Raw genomic sequence first — 26,398 nt, 5'->3', positions numbered from 1 at the left:
TCCACGCGCCCCGTACGGGGCGCGACCCATGAGGGCAGCCCCCACGTTGCAGTCTCGATGTTTCAATCCACGCGCCTCGGCGAGACTGCTTGAATTGTCCTGTTTCAATCCACGCGCCCCGTACGGGGCGCGACTTGCGACCTATCTGCCGCCCGAGCATACAGAGGAGTTTCAATCCACGCGCCCCGTACGGGGCGCGACATATGACGACTGGCGAGCCGTCTATGTGGACAAGTTTCAATCCACGCGCCCCGTACGGGGCGCGACCAACGGCGGGATCACAGCACAGCCGCAGATCGATGTTTCAATCCACGCGCCCCGTACGGGGCGCGACCAACGGCGGGATCACAGCACAGCCGCAGATCGATGTTTCAATCCACGCGCCCCGTACGGGGCGCGACCTGTCAAGGATGAGGCATTCGCTGCACTCAAACCGTTTCAATCCACGCGCCCCGTACGGGGCGCGACCGTACCAGCTCCGCACGGTTTTCCGGCGTGATAGGTTTCAATCCACGCGCCCCGTACGGGGCGCGACGTCGTCTTGGACACACAGGAGGGTATTCATGAGCGTTTCAATCCACGCGCCCCGTACGGGGCGCGACTGTCGTTGATCTCATCCGGCGCAAAATCAACAGGTTTCAATCCACGCGCCCCGTACGGGGCGCGACCTGTAGGGCTGCGGGCTGTAGCGATAGCGGCAAAGTTTCAATCCACGCGCCCCGTACGGGGCGCGACTAGGCTGTTGGGTATCAATTTGCAGCACAAGCGGGTTTCAATCCACGCGCCCCGTACGGGGCGCGACGTAGGCTGTTGGGTATCAATTTGCAGCACAAGCGGTTTCAATCCACGCGCCCCGTACGGGGCGCGACGTAGGCTGTTGGGTATCAATTTGCAGCACAAGCGGTTTCAATCCACGCGCCCCGTACGGGGCGCGACTCAAGCCATCATATTTTACAAGGGATTATGTAACGTTTCAATCCACGCGCCCCGTACGGGGCGCGACCTAACCTACAGAGGGGATCTGCGGAGGAGCGGAGTTTCAATCCACGCGCCCCGTACGGGGCGCGACTGTGCGTGAAATGATTCTCAAATTCACGCTTTCCGGTTTCAATCCACGCGCCCCGTACGGGGCGCGACAGCCATACGCCTATAGCGCGGGCGTGTATGGCTGGTTTCAATCCACGCGCCCCGTACGGGGCGCGACGCTTGCTACGCTTGCTTTTGTTGATTGATCTGGCGTTTCAATCCACGCGCCCCGTACGGGGCGCGACGTAGCAGATATTAAGGCGGCACTGGTGAGCGGTGCGTTTCAATCCACGCGCCCCGTACGGGGCGCGACTACTGCGCGATGCAGGAGGTGGAGCGACTGTGCAGTTTCAATCCACGCGCCCCGTACGGGGCGCGACAGCAACTGGAGGCACGACTTCCCCCTTTTGCCACATATTTATGGGTATTCTCCTCCACAAATTATGATTTTCTCAGTGCCTAAGTCTCACGCCCCTCCTATAACGTGATTCTCGCACCTAGATTTTTTTGTCATTTTCTGTTCACTTCACCTTCGCACTCATACAACAGGCTCAGATGATAATAGCGGCCTCCAGGTCATAGGATTCCTTAACACCATAGTGCGTTACTTTCGGTCCTTTGTCTTTGCCAAGATAGTAGAATCGAAGACTGTCTTCCTGCAGGTCGATGATATCCAGCAGCGCAAGCTCCAACTGCTTACACTGCGTCGGATCAACCTTACACTCAAAGACAGAGTTCTGCACACGCTGTCCGTAGGCTCTACATTTTCGCGCGACCTGCCGCAAACGCCTTCTCCCGTCAGCATCAACGGTACTAATATCATAGGTGATTAAAACGTACATGGCAAGTACCTACTTCCACAAAAATGGCGGGTAAGCATCAAGATCACCACGCAGATGGCGTGCAAGCAGCATCGCCTGCACATGCGGAACAAGTCCCCATTTGATTTTTTCTTCTAAAAAAGGATGTGTCATCATACTCTCTTTGTGTGTATGCCACGCCTCCAGAATTTTCTTACGACCATCATCGGTCAGATATACTGCGCCTCCCTCTTCCATGTGAAAGTCCTTTCCACTGATTTTCTTGGTATTAACCATAGAAAATGCAGTGCGATCCGCCATTGGCCGCAATTCCTCCATCAGGTCGAGCGCAAGCGACTGCCGTCCTGGGCGATCTCGGTGAAGAAATCCAACGTAGGAGTCCAAACCTACTCCCTCAAGCGCTGCTCCCACGTCATTCATGAGAAGTGCATAGAGAAAGGATAAGAGACAATTCATGTTGTCAAGCGGTGGCCGACGATTACGCTCAGTGAAAAAGAACTCTTCTTTCTGTTTGAGTATCATATCATCAAACACAGAGAAATAGCTGACGGCAGCCTTTCCTTCGATACCACGGAGTTCCTCCAAGGCAGATGCACACGTTGCCTCATGACAGGATGTCCGAAGAAAATCACTGACACTCTGAAATTTCTCCTCATCAATTCGCATGGCGTAGTCTCTGCGCGTACGCTCCATCACCCAACGCGCATTATAGATCTTGCCAAGGATAAAGTTCTTCGCAAGTGCGAGGCTGTCTGTCTCATTATCTGCACGACGATACTGCTCCCTACGCAAGAGAACGTTACCGTTCATCTTGCCGATAACGCGCGCCTGAAATCTCCCCTCTGGGCTCATGAAGGTCAAGGCAATATTCTCCTCTGCGCATTTCCGCATGAGTGCAGGGCTTGCACCCGTATAGCCAAAGGTTGTAATCTGCTCAAAGTTATGAAGCGGAAAACGAGCCAGCTCCTTATCCTCCCGAATGACTACAATATTGCCGCCGTCTAATGCCAAGTATGCCTCATCCTGATTGACAAAAAGCGTATTCAAAAGAGGCTTCATCCTTCTGCCAGTCTCCTCTCAAGATAATGCTTAGCAGATCCGAGCCGATTCAGTTTCGGTACGCAAATATTGTTTAGAGAGCAGTTCTTGCAGCCTTTGCGGCGCTTCGCACGCGGCGTATGCTCTCTCTGGATATACCGCCGCATTTCCTGTACCAGCACGGGAATCCGTTCTTTCAGCTCATTTGAAAACTCTACCTTAACTCGCCGCCGAATCTCCCCATAATACAGATAGCCAAATGGAATATCCGTCATGAACATATCCTCAAGACAGAGTGCCTGGAGTGTCAGTTGGAGTACATCCTCCTCCCCCTCCTTTGGTTTGCCGCGCTTATACTCTATCGGGACGATGCGATAGTTTCCCTGATAGGAGGGAATACACACCCCTGCAGCATCCGCGTGAAATTCGATAACATCGCAGGCACCGGAAATTCCAATCCGAGGAGATGCCACGCGCATGCCACGCACAATGATCTTATTGCCTCGTTTTTCCTTGATATTTTCATCATGTGCTCTTTCATGCAGAGCGTGCCCCTCAACCGTCAAAACATTTTCCTGCCAATGCTGCTCGAGATGAATCAGTCCCCACTGACGTGGGCAAAATACATAATGCTGAATCTCCGAGAGCATAAGATACTCTTCCTCAGCATAGCCCATATCAGTTGACCAGACTCCCCTCGACATACTTTTCAATACGAATTCCATCGATTGCGTAGAGAGCACCATCATCAATGGTATAATCTTCTATCCGCGCAGGCGTTTCTACGCCCTCTTTTTTCTGTGCAAGAACGCTGCGATGCACCTTGGCACTTGGGGCACTTCCGGTCTTGTTGCCGTGCTCAATCCAGTAGAATCGGTTCATCTCCATGCTGCCCTCAGGCCGAGCGGACGATGCATCATTTTCAAAGATTGTACGCAATGCCTCCTTGATCTTTGCCGCATCCTCCTCGCTGAAGCCCGTCTTCTCTGCAAGCTGGACGTTGATGCTTCCTTGGAACTTATAAACGCCGAAGTCAACGCGATACTTCATGCCCATCGTATCAGAGCCCTTCTTATCCCCTGGCTCGTTATTCACACTCTTGGTAATCTGTACTCCCGTGATAGTTACAGGATCGAGACTGACCGCTGTATGAAGTGTCACCGGACCGCGCACACCAACAGAGACCGAATCAACGCCCTGTTTTTTTGCCTCCTTGAGTGCAAATACCTGACCAAATGCTCGCACATCAATCCATGCCTTACAGGCCTCTTCCGCAAAGATCCGCGTGCGTCCCTGCTCCTTGTCCTTCATTTTCAGAGGCTTTTCCATCGCAGGATTTTCCTCAACGCGTGCACGAATGCTGTCACAGCCATCGTCGGCACGTTCATTGGACTGAACAAGAATCTTCTCTCCTGCGTCCTGCAGCCGATTACGTAGTTTCCGTTTGAGGCAAACATCGGAGATTTCACCATAACCACCGTAATCGGTGCGCGGCTGATTTCCATTCAAGGGATCACCGTTTGGATTTGAGCGTTCTACCGTAATAAATCCGATAAAGTCAATTTTCTTGGTTAATACAGCCATCATACTTCCTCCTCTTGCAGCGTTTCTTTATTCTTACGTTTTTCTTCCCGCGCCAACTCCATGGCATATTGCTGACAGTAGAACCCCAACAAGAACTTCCCATTCAACGGGCGGTCAGAGAGAAAATCTTCCTCTTTGAACATACTGCCAATCCGGTTAATCAGCTGGCGCTCTTTCCCGCCATACAGTTCCCTCTTTTGCTGGTAAGGCAACAACTTTTTTTGGAGGGTCATCCATGTAGAGGCAGGACGGGAGGAGAAAATCTCCATATAGCGCATTGCATTCGTGGTGCGGCTGCCAAGTTCATCGCGACTGAAGGTTGCACGTTCCATCTGATCCGCTACCGCTATGAGCCTACCGAACAAATACGACCGATCATCCTTCGTTTCATCAAGTGCCACTGTATATTCCTCCCTCTCCTGGTTGAGACGCCGCACAATGATGGAGCATGCCGGCTCTAGAAGTTGCCTGCGCCAGTCGTAGTAGCCGTCACAAACGGCTCTCTTTACTGCACGCCCCATCACTATGCGCTCCATGTCTACGGGCAGGGGACTCCCCTGTAAAATGGCGTAAAAGATGCGCTCCAGTTCGAGTTTCATCTGACTATCGCCGACATTCACGCCATAACAAGCCTCGACCAGACGCTTCGGAGCCGGTACGCCAAAATAGGTAAACGACTCATCTTTCTCACTGTCATAGCCATGTTGGCGCCAACGCCCAAGCCTGTGCCAGCGTTCGATGCGTTCGATGAAGTCCTCACCCGCCATCTCACTGTAATAACAGATCGAGAGGCGCCCCTTCGTCGCCGCATCGAGAATCATGACATTCACCTGACTCATCTCTGCCTGCTTGAATTCGTGGCGATAGCCCATGAGTGTCTTTATCAGGGACTCTGCCCAACCTTTCAGCGAGGACGGTCTTGCTGTTCCTGCAGGTCGCCGTCGACGCGTCAGGCGCGCCGTATCATCGAATACAGACGGCGGTATCTGTCCGCATCTCCCCCACGCAAGAAATACGCGTCCATCAACGGTATAGCCTTGACTGCGCACCAACCACATCAGTGCATTCATCGCCTTCTGAGATGTCTCATAGCCAATGGAGAGACACTCACCACCATCAGTAAAGCGCCCACGAAAGGTAAATCCGCTCACATCATTGGATGAGACGATCTTTGCCCCATCCCCCGGAAATCGAATCCCTTTACCATGCTTATCGGTTGGCGTAAGATATTTCCCCGTTGCATAGCAGAGGCTCTCGTCATCTGCTGCAAATGTCTTCTGAATAAAAAGCTGATACTCTTTTTGCAGATTCGTGTCCTTCCACAGTTCCGGACAATCATCTTCATCTACAATAACACGAAACCGCACCATGGATTTAAGAATGTCGCCTGCAATGACTGAGAAAATAAGTGGTCTTGCCACTTCCTTATCCGTCCATTTCTCAATCAGTTTGCCAGCGTCATCTTCATAGAGCACTTTTTTCTCAATCAGATCATGAATGATATCATGTCCGCTGATATACTGATAGACCGCCTGTACCTTCGGATTGTTGGACGAGGCAGCCCATGTACCAAGAAGATTCTTATACAAGAGGTAGGGCATTGTCTCCCCGCGAGGTGGCTTCTTCACATAGTCATAATAGTCTCTTGCGATGTAAGAAAGATTATCATGCAGCGGATGCGGTGAGGGACTGGATGTCCGCGATGCCGAGTCTGGAGTACAGGGAATCAGTGTAGAACGGTATTCCTTCGGAATCACCTCTGCCCGAATCAGCTCCCCCTCCTCACTCAATGTTATCTCGATCTGTGCATTCTGGATAATATGACCAACGGGGGGCAGCATAGCTTTCATCCCATCAACATCATCCCTTCCGGCAAAGTGCTCATTCTCATCGTATGTCTGTACCAGTTGCTCCATCCAGCTCATAAACGTCCCTCCTCTCCTAGGAGTTCGTATTCCTCTGCGGCAAAGGTGACACTGTTCTTATCAAAGAGCTTGCTCTTGACCTGGCGGATATCTCTCACGAGGGTACACTCCTCCGGACGCGGGAAGCGAATCACACCATTCTCCATCACTGGCTGCCAAAGGCGGACTTGCAACATAGATCCGCCTGTTTCATCGACATAGTTAAATCCGTGAAACATTGTGCCGAGTGGCATCTCGCCCGCGTGATCGTAGTATCCCTCACCTGCTCCATACCTCACAGGCTCCACATAGCCCTGACACTCCCGCGTGCCGAGGAAAATATCACGTCGACCACCGCGCTCCACCATCCGCCTTGCGATATTGTGATGTTTATGCTCATCTCTGTCCTCCGCTAGCTCCTTACGATGCAGATTGAACTCAAAATGCGCCCGCACCTGATAGCACACATCGCTCAGATATTTGTAGATGGAGAGGTCATTTCCGCCGCCATATTTCAGAGGTTTTACCCCACGCGACTGCGTTGCGATTCGATTCATGACACGAACTTCATCCACGACCCAATAGAACGTGGGCTTCCAGTAGATACTTTCTGTAATCCCCTTCAGTGCCTGATAGGTCGGCACAGAATATGAGGAGCGTTCTCCACCAATCTTCGTAATCGGATCGGTAAAGAGCGCCATCCGTCCGTAGACCTGAAACTCGATTGCATTTCTCATGCCTTCACCTCTTTATATCATGCAGCACGTATTGCGCTGTTCATTGACCTGCACGCCAAACGCCTCATCATAGTATTCCTCCCGCAGAGATAAGATCCCACTCTCCGTCTGCCAGAGTGCACCAAGGGCAGAGAGCCTCTTTACCTCATAGGAAAACAGGCTGACCATGTATTGCTGTGCCGCTCTCATCCGCCTTCCAATCATCTTCTTATCAAACTGTTTGTCATTAAATTCGACAATCATCTCCTTTCCTCCTGCATAGGGGACAAGAACTGATTCTGTATACGAGTCAATGACCTCAAAGGCACTTCCTGCATCACGAAAGGCGTGTGTGAACCAGAGTGCCGGATCATCCCCGTGCTCATGTGCCTGCTGTAGTCCAGCCTCATTGGATGAGAGTAAATCGAATATGGTATTCTGGCTTGCCATCGGATAGCGCAGCGTTCGTGCCGTCTGCACTCTATAAAATCTGCAGAAATAGTCCTCCATTGTGTGCGGGGAGAGAATCGTATCTGCCTCGGCATGATAGAGCAGATCGAGTGCGATCTTTTTCCCCTGCCAGATGTCCTCCAGCCGACTGAGATCCTCATTCTCGAATGAAAAAAGCCGAACAAGCCCACGCTCCATCTCCCCGTGTCGATTGCAGCGTCCAGCAGCCTGTGCGATGGAGGAAAATCCCGCAAGCGCACGGTAGACAACAGGAAACGATACGTCGACACCTGCCTCGATAAGCTGGGTGCTGATACAGATGAGGCGCTGCTCAGGATACTGTCCGCATCCAGCGAGCTCTGTCCGCACGGATTTCAAAACTTCCTTACGGTGAGCAGGACACATCTTCGTGCTGAGATGCACCACATGGATATCCTGCTCCGATTCACACAGGTGTTCGACAACTGCTGCATAGAGTTCCCGTGCCTGTTTTGTGAGGTTGACAATGCAGAGTACATTGCCATGCACCTCTGCACTGTTCACAATCTCATCGGCAATTTCATCAACGGAAGCGCCGCCATCCTTACAGATATTCTCAATCTGCACTCTTTGAAATCCCTCAAACAGTTCCGTCGTATCACTCGTAAGATCTGCATTCTCGCTCATCTCAATGGGGAACTCCAGCTGTGCAAGCGGCGGCTGGGTCGCCGTGCAGAGGACTGTTGTGACACGGCAAAAATCCTTGAGGAAATTCATCGCCGCATTGAAGAGATAGGTGCAGCGCACAGGCAGAGTCTGAATCTCGTCAAAGATCAGAATACTGTCTTCCAGCGCATGCAGTCTGCGGAGAGCAGTATTGCCTCCCGCAAACAGTGTATTCAGAAACTGTACCTGCGTCGTAAAGATCACCGGCACATCCCACCGCTCTGTCAGGATGCGCCGCACATCCATGCTCTCTGTATCCTCGCCGGTCTCCTCAACAACGACATTGGAATGATGCTCCAGAATCGCGGCATCCAGATCAAAGATCTCACGAATTTCCTTGACATTCTGGTCAATGATTGAAGTATATGGAATGACAACAAGGATTCGTTTCTTATGATATTTCTGCGCATGACGCAGTGCAAAGCGCATACTAGCAAGTGTCTTTCCACCACCCGTCGGAACACAGAGACGATAGATGCCGGACACCTCTTCTGCCGCCCGCAAGCAATCATCACTGATCTTTTTACGAAGCACCGCAATTTCCTTTGCCTTTGCTTTTTCCGGAACAGGAAATCCCGCAATTTTTCGTTCCAGTTTATCGGAGAACTCCGCCCAAATTGTCGCCATGTCCCATGCACGTGTCTGTTGTTCTCCCAGTTCAAACTCCGCGCTGTCCAATCGGTCAGCGTCAACGAGCATACTAAGGAGCAGCTTATGTACCATCCCCCATGCGAAGTGATATACCTCACTTCCCATATCAGTACGTGCTGCAATTCTTGCGTCGAGTGCAGAGAACTCACAAGCCGCATTTTTGAACAGGAGATCGAGTTCCGACTCCGCAATGACATTCTCGTAGTAATAAGAGAGATCGATCTGCGGCACTTTCATCTTCTCCGCGCGCCGCAGAAAATCAGATTTTCCTTCTTCGCCAAGATAGTTCAGCAGCCCAGAGTGATGTGAGAAAATGACGAGGGCCATCATCTGCGCTGTCAGACACTCATTTTCTCCCATCGCCTCATATTTTTTCAGGAGCAGCTGACCACCCGCTGTTGCGTGATCAACATCTCCCTTACGGCTGTAGTCACCGGGATGTTTATGACAGTAGTCAAGATATTCCGCAAATTCGTGCGTGCATTTTCCGAGATCATGCAGCACTCCGATCAGCCGTGCAGTCGCTGATAAACCGATCCCCTCAGCATACGCCGCCATCAGATTGCCTACACGCAGGAGATGGGCACGAACCGTCTGCTCTGCAGACGCATCACGCCGTATATGGGCAAGATATTGTTTCATCTCCATCACACTCCACAACATTTATCATAGATCCGAAATACAACGGAAACTGAAAAATACCGTCGACATAAAGGAATCACTGATAAGATGTACCAATCTGACAATGCTCAATTTATCAGTGCTTCCTAAAATCGACGGTATTTTTTCCTTACATTTACTGCGGCTTGATATGGCCTGTCTGATACGCACGCAGGAGTGTGTGCAGGTCTGCAATCTCGTCCACGATCACTGCACCACGATCCGTATCGCGCACGAGAGAGCTGCGTGCCTGCAGCTCGACGGTCTGCGAAACGGACTCGATATCACGGTTCTCGCGCAGGGCATCGCGCACGCTTGCGACCGCCTGATGCTGGAGAAGGCGCAGACCGCGCGAGTTGTAGATCAGCGTATAGCCGGAGATGCCCGTCTTGGAATGGTACGGCGTCGCAAATCCTCCATCGATGATGAGCGCACGTCCGTTTGCGCGCATAGGACTCTCTCCCTTTTTCACCTTGACAGGCACATGCCCGTTGATGATGTGCCCGTGCTTCGCGTCCAGACCGAACTCCGCGAGGATCTTCTCACAGACTGCCTCATCCTTGATGAGACGGAAATACGGGTCAGCCGGCTCTTTCCACGTCGATTCGTCGGAGATAAAGGAGCGCTCAAATGTCGTGAACGAGCGCCCCGATGTCGGCGCAAGCAGTCCGCACCAGAGGAAGTACATGAAGTCCAACCCCTCCTGCGTATGGTCATTCCACGCCTCGCGTGCCTTTTCCTCGCAGAAGTCCATCCACGCGCACCCCTGGTACGATTCCCCCTTGTAGACAATCGTACGGAAGCTCCCGTCCTCGTTCATGGGGACACAGCCATGGAAAAGCAGATTGCCGTTGCAGCACAGATACATACTGCCGCGTTCGTAGAGATAGTCTACATGGCGCTGCAGTGCTTTGCTCTCGATAAAGTAGGAGCGCAGATCGTCGATGATGTGCTGTTCCTCCTCTGTCAGCTCATAGCAGTTTGTACCGTCGTCTATCGTCGGGAAATAGGCGCTCTCAAGCTCCACACGCCGTCCATTATTCAGTGTAACGTAGGACGAGCTGAAATCAATCTTGTCGAGGAGCAGGCGATCCTCCATGCGGAAGTCCGGATTGCGCTTGATGAGTGCCCCTTCCAGCTTGAACATCATCATTGAGATCGCACGCTCCGCCGCCTTGATCGGATTTTCGTCGGGGTAGATGCGCGAGGCAAACGTCGAGAGAGGGCGCAGGCTGATGCCATAGCCGCGCTCCAAGACATCCGTATTGCGGTAGCGCAGCGAGTTGCGGATGACCGCCGCGATACAGACCTCGCTGCCGAGTGCCGCTCCCATCCAGAGAACGTCATGGTTGCCCCACTGGATGTCGACGGACGGATGCTCCATGAGGAGGTCGAGGATACCGTCGGGACGATCACCGCGATCAAAAAAATCGCCAACGATGTGGATGCGCTCCACAGCGAGCCGTTTGATGAGCACGCTGAACGCCTCAATAAAGTCTGCTCCGCCGCCGATCTCCACAATCGTCTCGATGAGCTGTTTATAGTAATAAAGCTGTGCCTCGTCCAGCTCCGGACGTGTGCTCAGCAGCTCTACAATGACGGATTCGTAGCGTTTCGGGATATAGCTGCGCATCTTGTTTGCGGGAAATTTCCAGCTCATGAGCTTTGTGAGTTCGAGCAGATTCGCGATATTCTGCTGGTACCAGATCGTCGTCGCCTTACTTTGTATCGTCAGCTGCTCCACCTTTTCGCGCGGATAGTAGATGAGTGTGCAGAACTCTGCCTTCTCCTCCTCCGTCATACGCTCGCCGAAGCAATAGTCCACCTTCTCCTTAATGACCCCCGAACAGTTGTTGAGAATGTGAAAGAAGGAATCGTATGCGCCGTGCAGATCGCTCATGAAATGCTCCGTCCCCTTCGGCAGCATAAGCTGTGATTTCAGATAGACGATCTTCTCATAGACAATCTCCTTCGTCGGATACTTCTCCGCCATCAGGCGCAGTACCTTCTCCTGCTCCGCATTCGTCGTATTTACACTCATATCGCTTCCTCCTGCGTAATATTTTTACTCTTCTGTATTCTAGCATTGGGCGAGGAGATTTTCAAGAGAAAGCATGGCATCCCCCTTTCACCGCTCACGAAGTTCCACTCCCCGCCAAATGAGAACGTTTTATGAAACCGCAAATTCAGCACCACGACACGAATGGATTTGTCACAGCCCGTTGCCTATGTTATAATGCCCGTGTAAAAGTAGTACGGCAGGAGTTGAGCGTCCTTGAAGAAATTTTTCTCCACATTTTCACATTTCATTGCCAGTGTCATTCTCGCTGCGGGAGCTGCGGGCTATTGGTACGTGATGGGAGATGTTTCCATCGAAACGGCATCCGAAATCTTTCTCGGGGTCTTCCTCGCCGCCTCACCGCTCCCCTTTATCGCATCGCGCTGCCTGATCGCCCTGCGGATCAAACGCCAGCTGCGCGATTCCGGTGTCGTGTGCAACCGCATGAGCGCTCTGACCGAGCTGCTGCACGTCGATACGATTGCCTTCAATCGCAACGGTACGCTCACGGAGGGCAGCGTGTTCATCTCCGCCCTCGTGCCCGAGGGTATGACGCAGGGCTCGCTGCTCGCCCTCGCCGCCAGCGCCGAACGCGAGGCGACGCACCCCTACGCGCACGCACTCTACGATACCGCCGTCCAGCGTGGGCTGCACCTGCAGCGCCACTCCGCCGCCCATGAGACGGAGAGCTTCGGCGTTGAAGCGCTGATCGCGCGTACGCCTGTACGCGTCGGGAAGAAAGAGTGGCTGCAGGAGGAAAACATCGAGATCAGCGCGGCACTTCTCACGCGTGCCGATCAGCTCGCAACGAGCGGACAGACCCCGCTCTTCGTCAGTTCAAGCAAGTACGCGCGCGGCATCATCGCCGTCCGCGACGATGTACGAGCCGAGGTCAGACGCGCACTGCAGGCGCTCAAGGAGCGTGGGCTATCCCTCATCCTCCTCACTGGTGAGACAAAGCGTCTCGCGAACGCAACGGCCAAGGACCTCCGCATCGCCGAGGTGCGCTCCGATCTCACGGGTACGGATAAGGCACGTGAGATCCGTCTGCTCCAGTCGCGCGGCTCCGTCGTCGCGATGGTCGGGGATCCAATGGCGGATCAGGCCGCCATGCGGGCGGCAGACATCAGCATCGCCTGCCCCTCCTCCTTTGAAAAGCCGACCGCCGCTCAGGAAGAAGACACAGTCCATGATCCACTGCACGAAGAGCTGCTTCGCGGTCCCGAGGCAAAGGCAACCGAGATCGAGCCGCTCATATCCCCCGAGGATGCCGCCTATTTCGAGGCACAGGCACGCCGAAATCAGGGACACTCCACATTCACCCCCGACATCACGCTCGACACAGAGGGTCTGCCGAGCCTTGTCCCACTCTGGGATACGAGCAACGCCGCACGCACGCGTGCAAAGCAAAACTTCTGGCTCAGCATCCTCTTTCTTCTCCTCTTCACCCCCGCCGCGGCAGGCGCATTCGGCTTTCTGGGGGGCATACCGCTCCCCTATCCTTTCATTGGCGGTGCTCTTATTTTGCTCCTGATTCTGCTCATTGTGAATGCGCTTCGGAAATGAGGATAAACAGTATTCATTCTTAAATAGTTAAAAATATTCATCTAACTTGTATTTCATATTGACCTGTGATATAATTCACCGAATCAAGGTCTTTTGTCGCATTTTAGGAATCACTGATAAAATGAAGTCTGCCAGATTGGCGTAGATTTTTCGTCCGAACAAGGTGGAAAACCGGACGCAGAGTGGTGCTCTGTGGAGGATTTTCCGCCGAAGTGCGGGCAAAAAAGATGCGTCAAGAGGCACAAGCTGAATTTATCAGTGCTTCCTTATATATGACAGAAGCCAGTGCTGTTATATCATAGGTTTTATTTTTAGGAGGGATTTTGAAATGGAAGAAGTGCTGCTGTCACGATGGCAGTTTGCAATCACCACCATCTATCACTTTCTCTTCGTCCCCGTCACCCTCGGCATGGCGATCTTTGTCGCCCTGCTCGAGACGTGCTACGTGCGGACGAAGAAGCCGGAATGGAAGAAGACCTGCCGGAAGCTGCTGAATTTCTTCGGCACGCTCTTTCTCATCAACTTTGCGATGGGTGTCGCTACCGGTCTGGTGCAGGAGTTCCAGTTCGGCATGAACTGGTCGGAGTATTCGCGCTTCATGGGCGACATCTTCGGCGCACCGCTCGCACTTGAGGCGCTGACGGCGTTCTTCCTCGAGTCGACGTTCCTCGGGATCTGGATGTTCGGCTGGGACAAGCTGTCCGAAAAGGCACACTGCGCGTGTATCTGGCTCGTCGCGATCGGCAGCAACCTGTCGGCATTCTGGATTCTCGTCGCCAACTCATTCATGCAGCACCCCGTCGGCTACACGATCGCCAACGGACGCGCGGAGATGGCAAACTTCTTTGGACTCATCACGAACCACTACATCCTCGGCGAACAGTCGCACACGCTCTTCGCGGGCATCACAACGGCAGGCTTCGTCATCATGGCGGTCTCGGCATGGAAGCTGCTCCACGATGAGGAGTCGCGTTACGCCTTCACACAGGCGATCAAGGCGGGTGCGATCTACACCATCGTCGGTGTCGTCGGTGTCATCATGAGCGGACATTTACACACGCAGTACCTCGCTCAGGCCAGCCCGATGAAGCTCGCGGCGATGGAGGCGCTCTGGGAGACGGAGGATCCCGCGCCGTTTGCCGTACTCGCCTATCCGAACATGGAGAAGGGGCACAACGACTTCGAGATCACGATCCCCTATATGTTCACCATCATGGTGCATGACAACATCAAGGGCGAGGTGCGCGGCATCAATGACCTTCAGAAGGAGGCCGTCGAGAAGTTCGGCCCGGGCGACTACCGTCCGCACGTAACGATGCTCTTCTACTCCTTCCGTGCGATGGTCGGCGCCGGATTCTTCATGGTACTCGTCTCACTTGTCGTATTCTATCTGGCAAAAAAGGACAAGCTATTCTCGGCAAAGAAGCTGCTTTACGCGCTCCCGTGGCTCGTCATCGTGCCCTTTATCGCGAACTCCTGCGGCTGGATCGTCGCGGAGATGGGCCGTCAGCCATGGCTCGTCATGGGACTGCAAAAAACCGTTGACGGTGTGTCGCCGAACCTTACCTCGGCAGAGATTATGTTCACGCTGATCGGCTTTACCGTGCTCTATCTGCTGCTCATCATCACGGCGCTCTACATCGCCTTCCGCTTCATCCGCCGCACGCAGATCACACCTGCCATCGAAGGAGGGAAGTAAGCATGGACTACAATATTCTCTGGTTTGTGCTCATCGTCGTTCTCTTCACGGGATTCTTCTTCCTCGAGGGATTCGACTACGGTGTCGGCACACTGCTCACACTCCTCTCGGACAAGGAGAGCGACCGCTCTCAGATCGTTCGCTCCATCGGCCCTGTCTGGGACGGCAACGAGGTCTGGATGATTACGGCGGGCGGCGCGATGTTCGCGGCGTTCCCGCATGTCTACGCCACGCTCTTCAGCACGTTCTATATCGCGCTCTTTCTCATGCTTGTCGCGCTCATCCTGCGTGCGGTCGCGTTCGAGTTCCGCCATCAGCGCACGGATGAAAAATGGCAGCGCACATGGTCGCGTGCGATTGCGTTCGGCAGCATCGTCCCCGCGTTCCTCTGGGGCGTAGTCGTCACGAACCTCATCGCGGGTCTGCCCATCGGCGCAAATATGGTCTATCGAGGCGGCTTTTTCGATCTCCTGACCCCGTACACGGTGGTCGGCGGCGTGACATTCTTCGCAGTCTTTGCATTCCACGGAGCGACATTCCTGAACCTGCGCCTCACAGATCGCTATCTCCTCGACCGCGCCCGTGTGCTCGGCTTGAAGTTCGGCGTCCTCGCAGCGCTCCTCTACGTGCTCTGCATGATCCTCACCTATGTCGAGACGGATCTCTATGCGAGTCCGCTCGCTGCCGGCGCACTTGTCCTCTCCGCTGCGGCATTTGTCGCTGCCATCGGTGCGCTCTATGCCAAGGCACATAAACCAGCATTCATGCTCGGCGGCCTTGCGATCGTCGGCACGACGGTCGGCTTCTTCGCTGGTCTCTTCCCGCGCCTCATGGTCTCGAGCCTGAATCCCGGGTACAGCCTCACGATCTACAATGCGTCCTCGACGGAATACACACTCTCCATCATGACGGTCGCAGCGGTCATCCTCGTTCCCGTCGTCCTCGCCTATCAGATCTGGACGTACTACATCTTCCGCAAACGCATCTCTCCGAACGATGCGGGACATCAGGCATACTAATCACAATGAAAAAAAAGAAGTCCATTCTACGCTCTGTGCTGCACACCGAACGCAGCAGCATCCTCATACGCGCGGTGATCGAACTCCTCCACGGGGGGCTTGTCATTGCGGCGGCATGGGAAACTGCCGTCATTGTGAATGCAGTTTTCATGGAACACGGAGGACCTACCGAAACAGCATCAGACCTTCTGATGCTGTTTTTGTGCGTCCTCTCGATGACACTCCTGCGCCTTTCCAAGAGCCGCATCGAGGCGCAGCTCTCCCATCGCGTTCGCCTCTCTGCACGCACTGCCCTGCATGAGGCGATGCTCATGCACGGGCGCACCTCTGCGGGCGCGCTGACGCTGACTCTTGAGCGCGTCGATGCGCTCGATCCATTCTTCCACACGGTAGTGCCGACGATGATCTCGGGTGCAGTGCTGATCCCACTGATTCTCATTGTGACAGTGTTTGCGGATCCCCTCTCCGCCCTGCTCTTCCTTGTGACGCTGCCGATTGCGCCGTTCCTGCTCTTCCTCATTGGAAAGGCGACGCGCCGCGCGAGCGAGCGGCAGTGGGACAAGATGCAGACACTCACGAACGGCTTCGGAGAACTCGTGCGCGCGGCAATGACGCTCAAGATCTTTCGCCGCATCGACGCTGAGGGCGTGCATCTCGCGCGCATGAGCCACAGCTTCGCCGAGGCATCGCTCTCCGTTCTCCGGCTTGCCTTTGTCTCGGCATTCGCGCTTGAGCTGATTACCACCCTCTCGATTGCGCTCATTGCCGTCTCCATCGGTCTGCGTCTTCTGGAAGGAATGATGTCCTTTCAGCCGGCGTTCTTTGTGCTCATCCTTGCGCCGCTGTTCTATCAGCCGCTGCGCGAGGGCGGCATCGCATTCCATGCAGCGATGGATGCAAAGACGGCAGAGGCAGCGCTCGCCCCCTATCTGGATCTCCCCTCCCCCACAGACGGCACACGCAGTCAGATTCTCTCGCCGCCCGCCGTGCATACGGAACAGCTCTCCTATCGCTATCCACTGACTGCGGAGGAGGTGCTCACGGGGCTGACCCTCTCGTTCCCTGCGGGCAAAGCCACCGTACTCGCGGGCGCGAGCGGCATCGGCAAGTCGACGCTGCTCCTCCTGCTCGCGGGGCAGATTGCGCCGACCGAGGGCAAGATTGTGCTCGCGGACGGGGCGGGAAGCACCAACGCATTTGACCTTGCACAGCTCTCGGAGGCAACAAAACAAAATCTCATCACGTACGTACCGCAGGAGCCGCATATCTTTACAGCGACGCTCGCCGAGAATGTCAGTCTGTGGCTCGAAAACGCCTCGGACGAATCCGTTATCGAGGCACTCGAAGCGGCGGCACTTGGAGACTTTCTGTGCGCCCTGCCCGAGGGACTCCGGACACCGCTCGGACAGGGCGGACACCCCCTCTCCGCCGGACAGCGTCACCGTCTCGGACTTGCGCGCGCGTTTTTCCAAAACCGCCCCATTGTCCTCCTCGACGAGGTGACAGCGGGACTGGACGGAGAGACGGAGGCTGTGGTCATTGATGCACTGACGCGCTTTGCCCATCATCGCACGCTGATTCTGACATCACACCGCCCCGCGCTCATTGCGTGGGCAGATCACGTTATTACATTGGGAGGTGAGGCGACATGACCGGTACGCTCTTTCGGCTGCTCTCCATTGCAGCACCGAGCAAGGCACTGCCCGCACTCCTCGCGGGTGTTCTCGCAGCCGCCTCTGGCATTGCACTCATCGGGACGGCTGCATGGATCATTGCAAGCGCGGCACTGCAGCCCCCACTCTCCGCGCTTGCGCTTGCGATTACATTGGTGCGGGCGTGCGGCATCGGGCGTGCCGTCTTTCGCTATTTCGACCGCCTGCTCTCCCATCGACTTGCATTCGCGTGTTATGAGAACCTACAGCAGGCGACCTATCGCCGCTCTGCTGCGGCGATTCCTCTGCGGGAGGGCAATGTCCGCGAAGGCGCGTTTCTGCATGATCTTCTGACGGGCTGTGAGACCCTGCGCGACTTCTACCTGCGCACCGTTCCGCAGCCGCTGATTGCAGGGCTGCTCACCGCCGTCACCTGTGCGGCACTCCTTCCGCTCAGTCCGTGGGGCGCACTCCTCATTGCATTTCTCTATCTCCTGCATCTCGCCCTACCTCATCTTCTGCACGAGGCAGATCTTCGCACGGAGAGCACTTCCTATCGGGAAATTCTGCTCGACCGCCTCGATGGGCGCATCGAACTCGCAGCAGCGGGTACATGCACACGAGCACAGGGACAGCTCGACCGCGCAGCAGAGGATTTTCAGCAAAAACAAGATGACAAACGCACGAAGCGCGAGCGCCTCTTCACCCTGCTCGATGTTCTGCGCGTCACACTCTGGATTCTCCTGATTGTTCTGCTTACGCCGCGCGTCGCGGACGGGACATTGACGGGCGTGCAGTACGCCGTCTGGGTACTCGTTCTCGAAGCCGTGCTCAGCGAGTACCGTCCCCTGCCCGCCGCAAGCCTCGGCACGGTAGAGGCAGTGCGCGCGGCAGAGACGATCCTGCCAGCAAAGGAACATCTCTCTGAAAAAACTTTGTCAGCATCTTCTCCTGCGTGGCAGGAGGATGCCCCGCTGATTGCGGTGGAACATCTCTCCTTTGCCTACCATGACGGCATTCCGATCCTGCAGGATTTCTCATGTGCGATTCGGCGCGGCGAGCACACGGCGATCATCGGCGAGAGCGGCGCAGGCAAGACCACACTTGCAAGCCTTCTCCTGCGTCTCTGGGATCCCGACAGCGGTACAATCTCATATAGAGGAGTACCGCACACCGTACTGTCAGCCGACGCCTCACGCGCCCTCTTTGGAGCGTCCCTGCAGGGGAGCTATCTCTTCAGCACATCGACACGCGACAACTTCCTGCGACTGCATGCGGATATGGACGAGCAGCAGATGTGGGATGCACTTGAGACGGCGCAGCTCGCCGATGTCGTACGGGCACTTCCTGCGGGATTGGATGAGCCACTGGGGGCGAATGCCACTCGCCTCTCGGGCGGACAGCGCAGCCGTCTGCTTACGGCGCTTGCCCTTGCCGCAGAAGCAGACATTCTCCTTCTCGATGAACCGACGGCAGGTCTGGATACCGCACGCGGGGCGCGATTGATTGCCGCCGTACTGAGGGAGCTCGATGCACGCGGAGGTACACTCATCGTCATCACGCACGATCTCCCCCTCCTAGACCGTATGAAACAGGTGATAGAACTATGACACAGGAACGCTTTCACGAACTCATTCACGTTGTTTTGGACAGACTTGGAGCGGCAGCCCCGCCCCACGAACTCTTTGCGGGAGGCGTGGAGGACTGGCACGCACGCGCACGCCTCGCCCACTTTCTCGCTCAGACGGAGGAATATCGCGGCGATGCTCTCGCACTTTTTCAGAGTGTCATCGACGCAGAGCCGAACGAGGAGCTATCGCAGGATGTGGAGGAGAAAGTCTACGCCATGCAGGGGCTGAGTGCCCTCGAAACGGCGGACAAGGCGACACAGGAAGCCGCGCTTGAGCACATCAATCTCGCGATTGAGTGCGCCGAGTCCACGGATTTCCTCTACAAGTACATCCTGCGCGGCGAACTCTGGGCGGATCGCTGGAACCTCATGCACAAGCTGCGCATGACCGAGGAGGCGGAGGCGGAGGCAGATGAACGCATTGCCGCCTTCGAGGGGCTTGAGGACGCCGTCCCGCACAACTCGTATCTTTACTACGGCTACCGCTTCAAGGCGCATCTCGCCGCCGAGCGCGGCGTCGTCCTCATCGCAAAGGACTATATGCACATGGCAATTCACGCGATGGAGATCCCACCCGCCTACGAACAGGGACTTGCAGACGCCTTTGCTGCCACGCATGAAAATGCCCCGTGGATCCTGCGCGAGATCGACCGCGCGACACCGAATCCCGAAGGGCTGCATTGGGATATATAAAAGCTTCCAACTGCCTCTGTATAACGAGGAAGAAACACAAAAAGAGTTTGTTGCACGAAACAAAGCATCGTACAACAAACTCTTTTTCGTATGTATTTTCAAATTTTTTGTAAAACCTGTCATTTATGACAGTACGCTTTTTTTCTCGTTGTGTTAGAATAAAGGAAGCACTGATAAATTCAGCCGCGCCATCTTAGCGTATCTTTTTTGCCCGCTCAATGCCTGCAAATCCTCCACATAGCTTTGGCTATGCGTCCGGTTTGCCTCCTCAATCGGACAGAAAAATCTACGCCAATCTGACGGACTTCATTTTATCAGCGATTCCTAAAGCCAAGATTTATAGAGGAAAGGAGGATCGCCCCTCAGTTTTGTGTGGTTCACGATATAAAGGAGGAAATATGATGCGAATCCAATCGATCAGTAAAATCTTACTCGCCCTCTGCTTTGCACTCTTTGCGAGCGTCACTCTCATGGGTTGCGGCGGGAACGATCCGCATGTCGATGTCCAGGCACTCGCGGAGGGAATCGGTCACGGCGATACCGCTGCAATGAAGGATTTCAAGCTGACGGGCGATGGCGCAAAGCCCATCAACGAGATCTTTATTCAAGAGTTGGGGAAGAGTCTCGAAGCCAGCAAGGAAGGAAACGACGCTGCCCAGAAGGTCATGGGTGACAAGCTCAAGGAGCTGAAGATCAAGACCGAGGACGTGTCCAAGAGCGACAACTCGGCGAAGGTCAAAGTCACGACCGACTACATCGAGTTAACATCTGTGATGACGGGCTCTATGCAGATGCTCGAAAAAGAAATGAAAAAGGCGATGGATTCGGATGATACGTCAGCTCTTTCCAAGCTCGGTGACGTGTATCTGAAGATCTTCTCCGACCAAATGAAGGCTGCAAAAGTCGCAGGACAGCAGTCGTTTGAGGTCGAGGTCAAGAAGGACAAGAATACCGGCAAATGGGTGCCCGCCGATGTCGACAAGTTCCAGGAAGACCTCGCGCGCTACATGTTCTTCAAGGGCGGCGACGACTCCATCATGGACGAGATGAAATAACGAATATTCCGGTACACAAACCTGCTGACGAAAGTCAAACAATAAAATTAAGGAAGCACTGATAAATTCAGCCGCGCCATCTTAGCGCATCTTTTTTGCCCGCACTGTGCCCGCGATCCTCCACATAGCTTTAGCTATGCGTCCGGTTTGCCTCCTTGTTCGGACGAAAAATCTACGCCAATCTGCAGGACTGTTTTATCAGCGATTCCTTAAAAGCGCTGCTGCAGGAGAGCAAAAATATCCTCATGCTGCAGCGCTTTTTTCTGTGTAAATTTTGAGTTGACAAGAGAAACGCAATACTGTATTCTAGCGACAGATAGATGAAGGAACGATTATAAACACGGCCGTTGTCGCTTGCGGCATCGACCGTATTACGGGCAAAGAAAAAGGGGGACTCCCCTTTTTCTTTTATCTATCAATTGATAATAATTGTATATCTCATATTCTTGCAGCATGGAGATTCTATGGAACCATCGGGAAAAAACCTCCCCACCGACATTCATCCGCGTGCACTGCGGCGGCGGCTGGCACTTGGCATCGGCTTCCTCGCGCTCATCGGTGCACTGCTTGCGAGTGCCTCATTGGGCGCGGTCGAGATCGCCCCGCGCGATATTCTTCCGGCACTTCTCGGAAACGGAACGCCAGAAGACTACCGCATCCTGTATCATATTCGGCTGCCGCGCATCGTCACGGGGGCTCTCACAGGCATCAATCTCGCACTCGCGGGCTGTATCCTGCAGGGCATTCTGAAAAATCCGCTCGCCGATCCGGGCATCATCGGTGTCTCCGCAGGCGCCGGACTTGCCGCCATGTGCATCATGATCCTACTGCCTGCCGAGACGAAGTTCGTCCCACTCGGCGCCTTCATTGGAGCGATGATTGCCGTAGCGCTCGTCTTTGCCCTCTCATGGGAAAACGGCGTGCATCCAATGCGCATGGTACTCGCAGGTGTTGCCATCGCCGCATTTTTCGGCGGAGCGATGACTGCACTGATGGTATTCTACTCCGATCGCGTGCAGGGCACAGTGAACTGGATGGCAGGAGGGTTCGCGGGGCGCAGCTGGAGCCATGCGGAGATGGTACTCCCCTACACACTCATCGGTATTGCCGGAGCGCTGCTCGGCAGTCGCTGGCTGAACGCCCTGCAGCTCGGCGAGGAGACGGCACGGAGCCTCGGCGTCAATGTCCCACGCGCCCGCCTTATCCTCCTCGTGCTTGCCGCGCTGCTCGCCGCATCCGCTGTCAGTGCTGCAGGCATGCTCGGCTTTGTTGGACTCGTCGTTCCGCATATCGTGCGCCTCTTGACTGGCTCTGACTTTGACTGGCTCCTGCCGGCGTCAGCACTCTGGGGGGCAGCGCTTGTCGCCGGTGCGGATGCTGCGGCACGCGTCGCTTTTGCACCGGTCGAAGTTCCGGTCGGCGTATTCATGTCCTTTCTGGGCGCGCCGTTCTTCCTCTACCTGCTCAAAAAGAGCATGCGAAGGGAGTGACGTTATGGAAGAACTGCTGCGGGCACGCGCTCTTTCGCTCGGCTACGGGAGCACGGAGATCATACATGCGGTCGATGTCTCCATACACCGCGCGGAGATCGCTGCAATCATCGGCCCCAACGGCTCAGGCAAGTCGACACTTCTAAAGGCGCTCGCCCGCCTCCTCAAGCCACACAGCGGGACAATTGAGTTCCTGGGAACGGATATATGGAGAAAAAGCGAACGGGATATTGCACAGAAGATCGCCTTCCTGCCCCAGAGTGCAGAACCGCCCGGCGATATTACAGTACTCGACCTCGTTCGCATGGGACGCCTGCCGCATCGAAAATTCTGGGACATGTTCTCCAAAGAGGACGAGGAAATATGTCGTGAGGCATTGGCACGAACAGGCATGGAGTCCCTCGCCATGCGTCCAATCCGCGCGCTCTCCGGCGGCGAACGTCAGCGTGCGCGTCTTGCGATGGCACTTGCACAGCAGCCGGAGGCGCTCCTCCTCGACGAGCCAACTACGTATCTCGACATCCGCCATCAGCTTGCGCTCATGGAGCTTGTGGAAAATCTCCACGAAACACTCGGTCTCACCGTCATTATGGTTCTGCACGACCTCAACCAAGCCGTGCGCTATGGTGAACGTCTCATTGCCGTTCACGCGGGCAAGATCATCGCGGACGGATCCCCAAACGACGTCTTCACGCGTGAACTCGTGCGTGATCTCTACGGTGTCGAGAGCCGCGTCAGCGATGTTGAGATCGCTGGGCGGCACACGAAACTCTGCCTTCCGGAGCGCGTTGCGCGAAGGGCACACGAACATTGAGCGCCGAAATCCAACAGGATGGCTTTATCGTTTTTGGAGGTGTTTATGCGAAAAATCGGTATCATTGCAGCATTTCTCTGTCTTGCGGCAGCCGCAGTCTTTCTCCTCTGGCCGCAGGAGCAGGCATCGCCGGAGCCAAAGGAACGCACGGTGACGGACAGCACGGGGCGCACGGTCACACTTCCGTCGCATCCGCAGCGCGTTGTCATCCTCAACCCGTCGAACCTCGACCTCTACGTCGCAGCGGGCGGCGCCGACAACATCGTTGGAAAGCCGACCTCGCAGGTGCTCTCGGAAACGGTCAAGGAAAAGACGGCAGCCGCAGAGGAGGTCGGCATCATACACCAGCCCGACATTGAGAAGATCCTTGCGCTGCAGCCCGATCTCGTCATCGGCACAAACGTCCCCTTCCATACGGGACTCGTGGAGACACTCGGCAATGCCGGCGTACCGCTCTACATACAGGCGCTCGACGACGTCCCTTCCCTGCTCTCCACACTTGATTTCTATGGAAAACTCACAGGACATGAAGAGGACGCGCGTGCGCAGGCAGCAGTGATTCAGGAGAAGCTCGATGCTGTAAAGAGACGCGCGGAGGGCCGCACACCGCCAAAGAATCTCCTCGTCTTTGGTTCGCCCGACAGCTTTAACATGGGCACATCGAAATGCTTTACCGGCGGTCTGATCGACATGCTCGGCGGCGGCAATATTGCCGACCGAGCAGAGGGGGACGGCGGTTATATTCCGCTTTCCATGGAGTTTGTCGCGCGCGAGAATCCCGCCGTGATCTTCATCATCGTGCACGGTCCCGCTGAGACGCTTGAGCCGAAGATGCGCCGCGACCTGCAGGAGAGCGAGGCATGGGCAGAGGTCGACGCTGTAAAGAACGGACGTGTCTATGTACTCCCGTACGAACTCTTCGCCGTAAATCCCGGTGTCCGCGCTGCGGATGCCCTTCAGACACTCGCGAACATCATGTATCCAACGCCACAGTGAAGGGAGGGATGGGCAGAGAAAACACATCTGCATTTTTTAGGAGAGCAAAACGAGGCGGCAGCGGCGATGTGCAGGAATTCCCCACGCGGAGCTTTTGCATACGCCACGTTTACATATATGATAGGAGTTGAAAAAATGTCACACAAGCACACACAGAGGAAAATTCTTCTGACCGCAGCCGTACTCAGCGCAATATCCGTGCCCGCCTACGCAGCCGCTCGCGATGGTGGGACATCTGTAGTCACAGATGAAGTCGTTGTCACGGCTTCCCGCACGGAGCAAGAGATCAAGGAGACACCAAGCGCCGTCGAGGTCATCACGCGCGCGGACATCGACAAGATGGGCGCGGAGAACCTTGCACAGGCGCTCAAACTCGCCCTCGGCATTGATCTGCAGGAAAACACGATGGTCGGCAATCGCTCCGCCATCCGCGGCATGAATACAAATCAGACGCTCATCCTCATCGATGGACGCCGCGTCCGTACGGAGAATACGAGCGAGACGATGAACTACTATGAGCTGCAGCGCGTCAACATGGACGATGTGGAGCGCATCGAGATTGTGCGCGGCGCGGTCAGCTCTCTCTACGGCTCGGAGGCGCTCGGCGGCGTCATCAACGTCATACGGAAGCGCCCCGCCGAAGCACAGACCTCTGTTACCCTCGATTGGACGACGCGCCAGAACAATGAAGGTCTCCGTCTCGACTCCGGCAAGGTCGGCAAATGGGCGTTCAGCACGAGCTTCAAGCGCACGGGCGTGCGCGAGCGCGGTACCGACGCGGTCAGTAATATATACGGCAAGAAGTATTTCTTCAACATCGACGGGCGTATGGACGTGGCAAGGGACAAGTGGCTCGACGTCTTCTTCGACTATCTGAAGGAAGATCTCGACATGAAGGACTCCGCCACACAGAAAACAAGCTATGACCATGATCGCTTCTCCACGGGCGTCAAGTATTCCGGACGTGACAGCCGCGGCGACTACGAGATGCAGGTGTACTATACCTATTTTGACAAGAGTCAGCGGACAAGAAACCGCGCAAATGGCAGCCTCCACAGCTTTGACGATATGACGTACAACTCCCTGATCTTCGACGGCAGACGCTCCATGCAGATCGCAAAGGATCATCTGCTGACCGTCGGCGGCGAATACCGCAAGGAAGACTACGAGAGCACGCGCATCAAAGGCTCCAAGACAACGACGCTTGAAGGTGTGACCAATCAACTTGGCGACAGCTCGATGGATTTTGCCGCGCTCTATGTGCAGGATGAGTGGCTCGCCAGCCCGCGCTGGACGATCATCCCGTCTGTGCGCTGGGATCACAGCGACGTATTCGGCAGCGAGGTGACGGGAAAGCTCGGCACAACCTACAAAATAAACAAGGGGCTGCGCTTCAAGGCGAACGTCGGCAGTGCCTACCGTGCCCCGACCGCGAGCGAACTCTACTTTGACTGGAGGCATACACCAGCTCGAAAAATAAATGTCCATATTGTTGGAAATCCCGATCTGAAACCCGAAAAGGCGCTGAACTTCGACCTTGGAATCGAGGGCGAGCGTGGCAAGACCTTCGGTAAGCTCACGTACTTCCACAACAAGGTGGAAGACTTGATCAACGTCAACGTAGTCAATACCGTCATCCCCGGTCCCCCACCGCCTGCTATCCTCTCAACCGGTACCTATCAGAACATCGACAGCGCCACGATTCAGGGCGTCGAGCTTGAGGCGAAGCAGGATCTCGGCAGCGGATTCGCCCTGCGTGGACTCTATACCTACCTCGACGCACAGGACGATAAGACTAACACGCGTCTGATGGGACGCGCCCGCCACAAGGCAAGCCTCCAGCTCAGCTACGATGACCCGCGTCACGGCTGGAACGCGACGCTCTGGCAGGACTGGACCGCCGGCTATCGCTATGCGGAGCAGGTCGGCAGAGGCAGGGCTGCGCGCACCGTTTATAAGGACGCAGCTCTCGCACTCACGAACTTCGTTGTTACCAAGAAGTTCAACGAGCAGTTCAGCGCCTACCTCGGCATCGACAACATCTTCGACAAGGAGAGCGATGCGCTCGCCTACGACGGCCGCATCTGGCGCGGGGGCGTACGCATGACCTTCTAAACAGACACAGTAAAACATAGAGAACCCGTCGGCGATGGTGCCGACGGGTTCTTTG

The 26,398-nt window shown here is 55.2% G+C and carries 19 protein-coding genes and 1 CRISPR repeat array (1 of these 20 running past the window's edge); of the genes, 11 read left to right on the top strand and 8 right to left on the bottom strand.

The features are described 5' to 3' along the window. Positions 1-1,406: direct repeats of the CRISPR family, unit length 33 nt; unit sequence GTTTCAATCCACGCGCCCCGTACGGGGCGCGAC (it extends 1,745 nt beyond the left edge of the window). A gap of 171 nt (positions 1,407-1,577) precedes the next feature. The 8 genes from cas2 to C8273_RS05495 all read right to left on the bottom strand — a co-directional run bounded on the left by cas2 (position 1,578) and on the right by C8273_RS05495 (position 11,596). Continuing rightward, positions 1,578-1,868, bottom strand: coding sequence for a CRISPR-associated endonuclease Cas2 (cas2, locus tag C8273_RS05530; RefSeq protein ID WP_006695535.1), 291 nt, complete (start codon positions 1,866-1,868; stop codon positions 1,578-1,580). Positions 1,869-1,877: 9 nt separating this feature from the next. Then, positions 1,878-2,906, bottom strand: coding sequence for a type I-C CRISPR-associated endonuclease Cas1c (gene cas1c, locus C8273_RS05525; RefSeq protein ID WP_106626748.1), 1,029 nt, complete (start codon positions 2,904-2,906; stop codon positions 1,878-1,880). Then, a complete protein-coding gene (cas4, locus tag C8273_RS05520) occupies positions 2,903-3,562 on the bottom strand; it encodes a CRISPR-associated protein Cas4 (protein ID WP_106626747.1) in 660 nt (219 codons plus the stop codon). The genes cas1c and cas4 overlap by 4 nt, the downstream gene beginning before the upstream one ends. Before the next feature lies 1 nt (position 3,563). After that, on the bottom strand, positions 3,564-4,469 hold the full coding sequence (gene cas7c, locus C8273_RS05515; RefSeq protein WP_106626746.1) for a type I-C CRISPR-associated protein Cas7/Csd2: 906 nt from the start codon (positions 4,467-4,469) through the stop codon (positions 3,564-3,566). After that, entirely contained in the window at positions 4,469-6,394 is a 1,926-nt protein-coding gene (gene cas8c / locus C8273_RS05510) for a type I-C CRISPR-associated protein Cas8c/Csd1 (protein ID WP_106626745.1), read from the bottom strand. Before cas8c ends, cas7c begins: the two co-directional genes overlap by 1 nt. Next, positions 6,391-7,110, bottom strand: coding sequence for a type I-C CRISPR-associated protein Cas5c (gene cas5c, locus C8273_RS05505; RefSeq protein ID WP_106626744.1), 720 nt, complete (start codon positions 7,108-7,110; stop codon positions 6,391-6,393). Before cas5c ends, cas8c begins: the two co-directional genes overlap by 4 nt. Before the next feature lie 12 nt (positions 7,111-7,122). Continuing rightward, positions 7,123-9,537: a CRISPR-associated helicase/endonuclease Cas3 gene (locus C8273_RS05500; protein WP_106626850.1), complete on the bottom strand. Its 2,415-nt coding sequence runs from the start codon at positions 9,535-9,537 to the stop codon at positions 7,123-7,125. A gap of 154 nt (positions 9,538-9,691) precedes the next feature. After that, positions 9,692-11,596 carry a fructose-1,6-bisphosphatase gene (locus C8273_RS05495; protein WP_106626743.1) on the bottom strand — a complete coding sequence of 635 codons (1,905 nt, stop codon included), beginning with the start codon at positions 11,594-11,596 and terminating at the stop codon, positions 9,692-9,694. A gap of 234 nt (positions 11,597-11,830) precedes the next feature. Between C8273_RS05495 and C8273_RS05490 the strand changes: the two genes are divergently transcribed. The 11 genes from C8273_RS05490 (at position 11,831) to C8273_RS05425 (ending at position 26,343) form a co-directional block, all read left to right on the top strand. Then, positions 11,831-13,180: an HAD-IC family P-type ATPase gene (locus tag C8273_RS05490; protein ID WP_106626742.1), complete on the top strand. Its 1,350-nt coding sequence runs from the start codon at positions 11,831-11,833 to the stop codon at positions 13,178-13,180. Between the two features lie 328 nt (positions 13,181-13,508). Then, positions 13,509-14,879 (top strand): cytochrome ubiquinol oxidase subunit I, encoded by a 1,371-nt coding sequence (locus C8273_RS05480; protein WP_106626741.1) that lies wholly within the window; start codon positions 13,509-13,511, stop codon positions 14,877-14,879. A 2-nt stretch (positions 14,880-14,881) separates the two neighbouring features. Further along, positions 14,882-15,898 carry a cytochrome d ubiquinol oxidase subunit II gene (gene cydB / locus C8273_RS05475; protein ID WP_106626740.1) on the top strand — a complete coding sequence of 339 codons (1,017 nt, stop codon included), beginning with the start codon at positions 14,882-14,884 and terminating at the stop codon, positions 15,896-15,898. Between the two features lie 5 nt (positions 15,899-15,903). Further along, a complete protein-coding gene (gene cydD / locus C8273_RS05470) occupies positions 15,904-17,550 on the top strand; it encodes a thiol reductant ABC exporter subunit CydD (protein ID WP_106626739.1) in 1,647 nt (548 codons plus the stop codon). Next, a complete protein-coding gene (locus tag C8273_RS05465) occupies positions 17,547-19,160 on the top strand; it encodes an amino acid ABC transporter ATP-binding/permease protein (protein ID WP_106626738.1) in 1,614 nt (537 codons plus the stop codon). The genes cydD and C8273_RS05465 overlap by 4 nt, the downstream gene beginning before the upstream one ends. Next, complete coding sequence (locus tag C8273_RS05460; protein ID WP_106626737.1) at positions 19,157-19,873, top strand: hypothetical protein; 717 nt, start codon at positions 19,157-19,159, stop codon at positions 19,871-19,873. Before C8273_RS05465 ends, C8273_RS05460 begins: the two co-directional genes overlap by 4 nt. 398 nt (positions 19,874-20,271) lie before the next feature. Continuing rightward, positions 20,272-20,928 (top strand): hypothetical protein, encoded by a 657-nt coding sequence (locus C8273_RS05450; RefSeq protein WP_234343854.1) that lies wholly within the window; start codon positions 20,272-20,274, stop codon positions 20,926-20,928. 464 nt (positions 20,929-21,392) lie between these two features. Continuing rightward, positions 21,393-22,418, top strand: a complete 1,026-nt coding sequence (locus C8273_RS05440) for a FecCD family ABC transporter permease (protein ID WP_106626734.1) — start codon at positions 21,393-21,395, stop codon at positions 22,416-22,418. Positions 22,419-22,422: 4 nt separating this feature from the next. Then, positions 22,423-23,232, top strand: a complete 810-nt coding sequence (locus C8273_RS05435; RefSeq protein ID WP_106626733.1) for an ABC transporter ATP-binding protein — start codon at positions 22,423-22,425, stop codon at positions 23,230-23,232. Between the two features lie 45 nt (positions 23,233-23,277). Beyond that, positions 23,278-24,228 (top strand): ABC transporter substrate-binding protein, encoded by a 951-nt coding sequence (locus tag C8273_RS05430; RefSeq protein WP_106626732.1) that lies wholly within the window; start codon positions 23,278-23,280, stop codon positions 24,226-24,228. A gap of 135 nt (positions 24,229-24,363) precedes the next feature. After that, positions 24,364-26,343, top strand: a complete 1,980-nt coding sequence (locus tag C8273_RS05425) for a TonB-dependent receptor plug domain-containing protein (protein WP_106626731.1) — start codon at positions 24,364-24,366, stop codon at positions 26,341-26,343. Positions 26,344-26,398: the final 55 nt, after the last annotated feature.

The organism is Candidatus Centipeda massiliensis, assembly GCF_900290285.1.
Lineage (GTDB): Bacteria > Bacillota > Negativicutes > Selenomonadales > Selenomonadaceae > Centipeda > Centipeda massiliensis.
This window is presented reverse-complemented; position numbering and strand designations above follow the sequence as displayed.